The sequence below is a fragment of the Candidatus Bathyarchaeota archaeon genome, assembly GCA_026014465.1.
In the GTDB taxonomy this organism is placed as follows: Archaea; Thermoproteota; Bathyarchaeia; order Bathyarchaeales; family Bathycorpusculaceae; genus JADGNF01.
Map to the genome: position 1 here is coordinate 1 of JAOZID010000019.1, position 1,060 is coordinate 1,060.

Below are 1,060 nucleotides of genomic sequence, written 5' to 3' on the forward strand. Positions count from 1 at the left end.
TTTAGTTCGGCACAAAGTTGCTGCCCGAAGCGTTGAACCGATTCATCCTTGCGCTCCGATAAAGCCTTTGCTCGACGGATTAAATGGGCCAAACACAGCTGGCGATGATTAATCCAGTTTTTATAGACTCCATAGTCGTCACTGATGAGAATGCCCTTCCAGTCCGCAATCAGAGATTCAAAGGCTTTTTGAGAGCGATTGGGGTGAACCAGAAAGAAACAGACCTTTTGATTGACCATGGCCCAAAGCCACTTAAGTTTGCCGTTTTCAAACCAGGAGGTCTCATCAATGCCGTTGACGCCGCAGGTTCTGGCAATCCGGCCGATGCGCTCATACACAGGTTTGATCGCTTCCGAGGCCCGATCCAGAATTTTCTGGATAGCGCCTACGGAGATGGGCACCTCCAGTACACTGTGGCAAAGACGCTGTACCGCCTGGCGGCTCATACCCTCGGCACCGCTGAGTTCGGCCATCAGAGCGCTAAAGCGGGGACCATAGCCGGATCGGATTTCAGCCGGCAGAGAAGCTTTAACTGTCTGTCCGCAGCACCGACATTTGCCGCGCTGCAGGATATAATGAGTAACGTCCATCTGGATCTTTGGCAGTTCAATCACCTGATGCGTGTAATAGGATTTCAACCGGCTGACGTTAAAGTCGCTACTGCCGCAGGAACACTTTTGTGGCGCAACCTTTACAATCCGAGTCGGCTTTAACAGTTGTTGACGATTTCCTTTATGCCCGTGCTGAGCCCCCTTTTTGCGTTTCTTTCTATCCGCCTCGGTCCGAGGCGGATGAAAGGGACCATCGGATGAAGGCGGTTTGTTTGAATTTTGAGAATTTTTATTCAATCGGTTTTCAAGCTCCTCAATCCGTTTGCTCAACTGCTCAACCTGGTGCATCAGATGAAGTATGGCTTGATCCTGAGCCTCGATGTGCTTTTGAACTGATTCCGGTATTGATAGCCATTCATGCAAGGAAAAAGGTCTTTTGATTTCCATGCCTGTGGGCGTATCATAGTTAAAAACGAAAGTCTAGATTTTTTTGCCATATTTTCGTAAAC

General features: G+C 49.0%; 1 protein-coding gene. It reads right to left on the reverse strand.

The features are described from left to right. Positions 1-998: transposase (locus tag NWF04_10845; GenBank protein ID MCW4007062.1), on the reverse strand; the 998-nt coding region annotated here is incomplete at its 3' end. Positions 999-1,060: the final 62 nt, after the last annotated feature.